The 5,240-nt window shown below is 60.2% G+C and carries 4 protein-coding genes; all 4 read left to right on the top strand.

Annotation, left to right across the window (positions count from 1 at the left end):
• Nucleotides 1-211 precede the first annotated feature (211 nt).
• Complete coding sequence (locus RMO57_RS21710; RefSeq protein WP_310390238.1) at nt 212-1,258, top strand: extracellular solute-binding protein; 1,047 nt, start codon at nt 212-214, stop codon at nt 1,256-1,258.
• Between the two features lie 175 nt (nt 1,259-1,433).
• Nucleotides 1,434-1,730, top strand: a complete 297-nt coding sequence (locus RMO57_RS21715; protein WP_310390240.1) for an H-NS histone family protein — start codon at nt 1,434-1,436, stop codon at nt 1,728-1,730.
• A 378-nt stretch (nt 1,731-2,108) separates the two neighbouring features.
• Nucleotides 2,109-4,406: a putative bifunctional diguanylate cyclase/phosphodiesterase gene (locus RMO57_RS21720; RefSeq protein ID WP_310390242.1), complete on the top strand. Its 2,298-nt coding sequence runs from the start codon at nt 2,109-2,111 to the stop codon at nt 4,404-4,406.
• 9 nt (nt 4,407-4,415) lie between these two features.
• Nucleotides 4,416-5,240 (top strand): DNA primase (gene dnaG, locus RMO57_RS21725; RefSeq protein ID WP_310390244.1); only part of this gene is annotated, 825 nt, incomplete at its 3' end.

Below are 5,240 nucleotides of genomic sequence, written 5' to 3' on the forward strand. Positions count from 1 at the left end.
CGCTAGAGCGGTGGCGGGCTATGTCCCGCCAACGGCCTGAGCGAAGCTCGGGCAGAAAACTGCGGGGTGGGATCATTTGCGCACAGCGCAAGTGAGACCGCACCAACAGTTTTTCTTCGGCGAAGGCGCTAGAGCGCCAGCGGCCCCTGCAAACAGGAATAATTCTTGTTAAGATGTACTCCAGATCAACCCTCACCTGATTTGGAGTTCTATGCAATTCGCCTCGCTCACAAAATCACTGCTGTCGATCGGCCTGTTGGCCGGTTTCACCGTCTCGGCAACCGCTCAAGAACAGGTTTTAAATCTATATTCGGCGCGCCACTACCAGACCGATGAAGCGCTCTACGCCAATTTCACCAAAACCACCGGCATTCGTATTAACCGCGTCGATACCGATGACGCGGGTCTACTGGCGAGGCTGAAAAGCGAGGGTGCAGCCAGCCCCGCCGACGTTATTTTGCTGGTCGATGCAGCGCGACTTTGGCAGGCTGAGGAAGATGGCTTATTCCAGCCCTTCAAATCCAGCCGCTTGGAAGAACGTATCCCCGCCCAACTGCGCGCCAAACCCACCGAAAAGGGCACGGCTTGGTTTGGCTTGTCAACCCGGGCGCGCGTGATCGTTTACAACAAACAAACCGTCAGCAAAGACGACGTGTTGAACTACCAGGATCTCGGTAATTCCAAGATCAAGGGCAAACTGTGCACGCGCTCCGGCTCCCACCCCTACAACCTTTCTTTGTTTGGTTCGGTGTACGAGCATTTGGGGGCGGTTGAAACAGAAAACTGGCTCAAGGGCATGGTGACCAATATGGCGCGGCCACCCAAAGGTGGTGACACCGATCAGATCAAGGCGGTCGCCAGTGGCGAATGCGGCGTGGCGATCACCAATAGTTATTATTTGGCGCGCATGATGCGCTCTGACAAGCCTGAAGATCGCAGCGCGATGGAGAAGGTCGGTGTGGTTTTCCCAAATCAGCAAAGCTGGGGTACGCACATCAATATCGCCGGCGGCGCAATGGCTAAACATGCCAAAAATCGGGACAACGCGGTCAAGTTTCTTGAGTATTTGAGCGGCGACGAAGCGCAAGCCTACTTCGCCAACGGCAACAATGAATGGCCCGCGGTGCCGAGCCTGCGCACCAGCAACCCGGCCCTAGAGTCATTGGGTAAGTTCAAGACCGAAACCATTCCCGTGGCGGTGATTGGCAGCCATCTACCCAAGGTTCAGCAGCTGTTGGACCGGGTTGGTTATAAATGACGGCTTGGGGCGATCAATACCAATTTCTTGAACGGGCCTAAGCTTTGCATTCCGTGCCGAACGTTGGTTCTTGAAAACAAGCAGAAATGGTTGTTTGGAAATTTATTTCTACTCAGCCTATAATTAAACTGTTCGCAGTTGGCTGAACTCAAAAACTTCGCGAGGATTTGCACTGATGGCATCGTTAAAAGAACTTCTGGCCCAACGGGCTGCACTTGACGAACAAATTTCGAGCACCAAGGACCGCGAGCGAGCCGATGCCGTCGCCAAGGTTAAATCCCTGATGGACGATCACGGCTTGACGCTAGCGGATCTGAGTAGCCGCGCACCGAAAGCGGCCAAAACTTCAAAGGTTGCCGCCAAGTATCGCAACCAAGCCACCGGCGAAACTTGGAGCGGCCGGGGCTTGCAACCCAAATGGCTGAAGGCGGCGATTGGCGGCGGTGCAGCTTTGGCTGATTTCCACGTGTAATCGCCTGCAGTCAAGCACCGAGCATCGGTTTATATGACCGGCTCGCAAAAGCAAGCCACCTGAATCGGGTGGCTTTTTTCTTGGGCGTTGTATCAGCACCGCCAACGCACTTGCATACTCAAGCGCTTGAATCAAGGGGGCATTCCTTGGCCGTGCTGCCAGCCTAGCTGCTAGCATCGCGCCGCGTCGGAATACCGCGCCTCATTCGAATGATATCGGGCGCCTACTCACCCGGCCCGGTGAATACCACACGTTAGTTCATCGCATCCTTAAAAAACCCTGAGCCCTGTCGAATCCGTGAATGATCCAAGCTTCAAGATGGATAACTTGCCGACCAGTCGGCCACATCTTGCCAGCCGGCTGGCAAGTTCTTCGCGCATGTTTTTCTTGTGGCTGGCTTGCGGCGGCAGCGCGGCGCTGGTTTTCTTGTCGGTTCAGCAGGGCAACGCGGCTCTGCTCTCATCGTTTACGTTTCCCCATCTATTGCATTGGGCCTATGCGTGTAGCGCGGCGGCCCTGCTCTTGCTGATCGGCAAGCTGCTCAATGAGTCGCACCATGACCGCCATCGATGGCGCGCCGCACTTGCATCCAATGGCGTGAGCCTGGCCGAGTGGCAGCTCGGGTCCAGCGGCTGCCACCAGAGCTACGCTTGCGCCCAATGGCAACAAATCGCCGGCGCCTTCACCACGTGCGCCGGCCGACCCGCCGACTGGTTCATCAACGCTCACCCGCTCGACCAAGACCGGGTCAGTGCGTCCCTTGAGGCCTTGCTGCTGCCGCATGGCGCGGGCAATTGCTGCGAAGAACTCCGTTTACCCGGCCCGGCCGCCGACTGGCTTTGGTTCGAACTCAAAGCGCAGGTTCAACAACGCAATGGCAAGGGCCGGGCGACCCATCTGCTGACGACCTTGACCGATGTCAGTTGGCGGCATACCGCGCAGGAGCGGCAACGGATGAGTGTGAGCCTCTTCCAGCATTTGCACGAAGGACTGCTGGTGACCGATACGGAGCACTTGGTGCTCGACGCCAACCCCAGCTATTGCCGCATGCTCGGGCAAGCCCGCGAAGCCCTGATTGGCCGGACTGCGGCACCGCTGGAGGCGCTGTGCCTGCAGCACTCGGGCTTGCGCGCGACCGATTTGCAACAAGCGCTGCGGGAACAGGGCTTTTGGCAAGCTCAGCTGCAGTGCACCCGGGCGGACGGGTCGATCTGCCATCTGCAAGTGACGGTCTCCAGCATTCCCGAGCCCGACGGCCCCTTGCGCTATCACGTTGTCAGCGTGTCGGACTTGACCGACAGCCTGCGACAGCAGCACAGCTTGCAGCGCCAAGCGCTGGTCGATCCCTTGACCGGATTGGCGAATGCCGACGCCTTCATGCAAATGCTGCGGCGCGGCCTGCTGACCGCCCAAAGTGAAGGGTTTTGCCTCAGCGTTTGCCGGGTCGACCTGGATCAATTCAAACGCATCAACAAGCAATATGGCAGCAAGCTCGCCGACGCCTTGTTGCACCAAGTCGGCCAGCGCCTGCAGGCCGCACTGCGCAGCGCCCCACAATGGTCGGACGGCGTCGCACGGCTTGGCGGCGACGAGTTCGGCCTCTTGCTGCGCGGAACCAACTCGGAAGAAGTGCAGCTCACCATCGAACGCCTGCTGACGGTGCTGGCCGAGCCCTACCCGCTGAGCGCGGGCCTGAGCATCGCCATCAGCGCCAGCATTGGTGCGACGCTGTTCCCGCAGGACAACTCCGACGCGGAAACCCTGCTGCGCCACGCCGGGCACGCGCTTTATCGGGTGAAGCATGCGGGCCGGCATGGCTATCAGTTGTTTGACACGGCCAAGCGGCTCCGTGACGAGGCCAGTTTGATCGCCATGGCGCGCGTGCAGCAGGCGCTGGACGCGGGTGAGTTGCGCCTGCATTACCAGCCCAAGATCGATATGCGCAGCGCTCAGGTGTTAGGAATGGAGGCCCTGCTGCGCTGGCAGCACCCTGATCGCGGCCTGCTCGGGCCGCTGCATTTCCTGCCCTTGATCGAGGCGACCGGCCTGGGCGTGCAGGTCGGCGACTGGGTGTTGGAGCAGGCGCTGCGGCAAAGCGCGCATTGGCTGAGCGCGGGCCTGAACCTGAACATCAGCGTCAATGTGACCGCCCGGCAGCTGCAGATGCCGGACTTCGCCCAGCGCCTGCAGGAGCTGATCAAGCGCCATCAAGAGCCGGTGGCCGCACATCTGTGCCTAGAAGTGCTGGAGTCGGCTGCGCTGGCTGACATTGCGGCCACACACCAGCTGATTCAGCAATGCCGCGCCTTTGGAGTCAGTTTCGCCTTGGACGACTTCGGCACCGGCTATTCCACCCTCACCTATCTGAAGCGCCTGCCTGTCGATGTGCTGAAAATCGACCGCTCCTTTGTACAGAATATGTTGATCGACGAGCAGGACAGCACGCTGGTCGAAGGCGTGATTCGTTTGGCCGGAAACTTTGGCTGCACCGTGGTGGCCGAAGGCGTGGAGTCGGCTGCTCATGCGCGGGCGCTGCTCCACATGGGCTGCAGCCAAGGTCAGGGCAATGGCATCGCGCCGGCAATGCCGGCTGCCGCGGTGCAAGCCTGGGTTGCGGCCTTCGCGGACACCGACTGGCTGCCCCAGCTCGGCAGCCGAGCCACGGCCTTGCTTTAGACTCGACCGGTGATTCCACCCGGCTTTATTCAGGACCTGCTCTCTCGCGTCGACATCGTCGAGGTGGTGGGCCGCCATGTCGAGCTCAAAAAAGCCGGCATCAACCACAAGGGCCTGTGCCCCTTCCACGGCGAAAAATCGCCCAGCTTCATCGTCAGCCCGACACGCCAGACCTACCACTGCTTCGGCTGCGGCGTGCATGGCAATGCGGTCGGCTTCTTGATGGAGCACAGCGGCCTGGGTTTTGTCGAGGCGGTGCAGGACCTGGCCCAGCAGACCGGTATGCAAGTGCCCGAGGACGAGCGTTCCAGCGAAGAACGCGAACGCGCCGCCCAGAAAAAGCAGCGCCAAGCCACCTTGTCCGAGGTCTTGCTGCGCGCCAGCGACCATTACCGCGCGCAACTGAAGAAAACGCCGCGCGCGATTGACTATCTAAAAAAGCGCGGCTTGACCGGCCAAATCGCCGCGCAGTTTGCGCTGGGCTATGCGCCTGAAGGCTGGCGCAGCCTGGCCAGCGCTTTCCCGTCCTATGACGATCCTTTGCTGACCGAATCCGGCATGGTGATCACGCAGGGCGACGAAGGTGAAGAGCAGAAACGCTACGACCGTTTTCGTGACCGCATCATGTTTCCGATCCGCAATGTGCAGGGCGAAACGATTGGCTTCGGCGGCCGCGTGCTCGACAAGGGCGAGCCCAAATACCTGAACTCGCCCGAGACGCCGGTCTTCAGCAAGGGCCGCGAGCTGTACGGCCTGTATGAGGCCCGCCAGGGCCTGCGCCAGCGCGGCTATGCGCTGGTGGTCGAAGGCTATATGGACGTGGTGGCGCTGGCC

The organism is Roseateles sp., assembly GCF_031397715.1.
Classification (GTDB): Bacteria; Pseudomonadota; Gammaproteobacteria; order Burkholderiales; family Burkholderiaceae_C; genus Paucibacter_A.

Coding starts and splice junctions, on each gene's coding strand:
- RMO57_RS21710 (WP_310390238.1), top strand. CDS start 212: ATGCAATTCGCCTCGCTCACAAAATCACTGCTGTCGATCGGCCTGTTG.
- RMO57_RS21715 (WP_310390240.1), top strand. CDS start 1,434: ATGGCATCGTTAAAAGAACTTCTGGCCCAACGGGCTGCACTTGACGAA.
- RMO57_RS21720 (WP_310390242.1), top strand. CDS start 2,109: ATGTTTTTCTTGTGGCTGGCTTGCGGCGGCAGCGCGGCGCTGGTTTTC.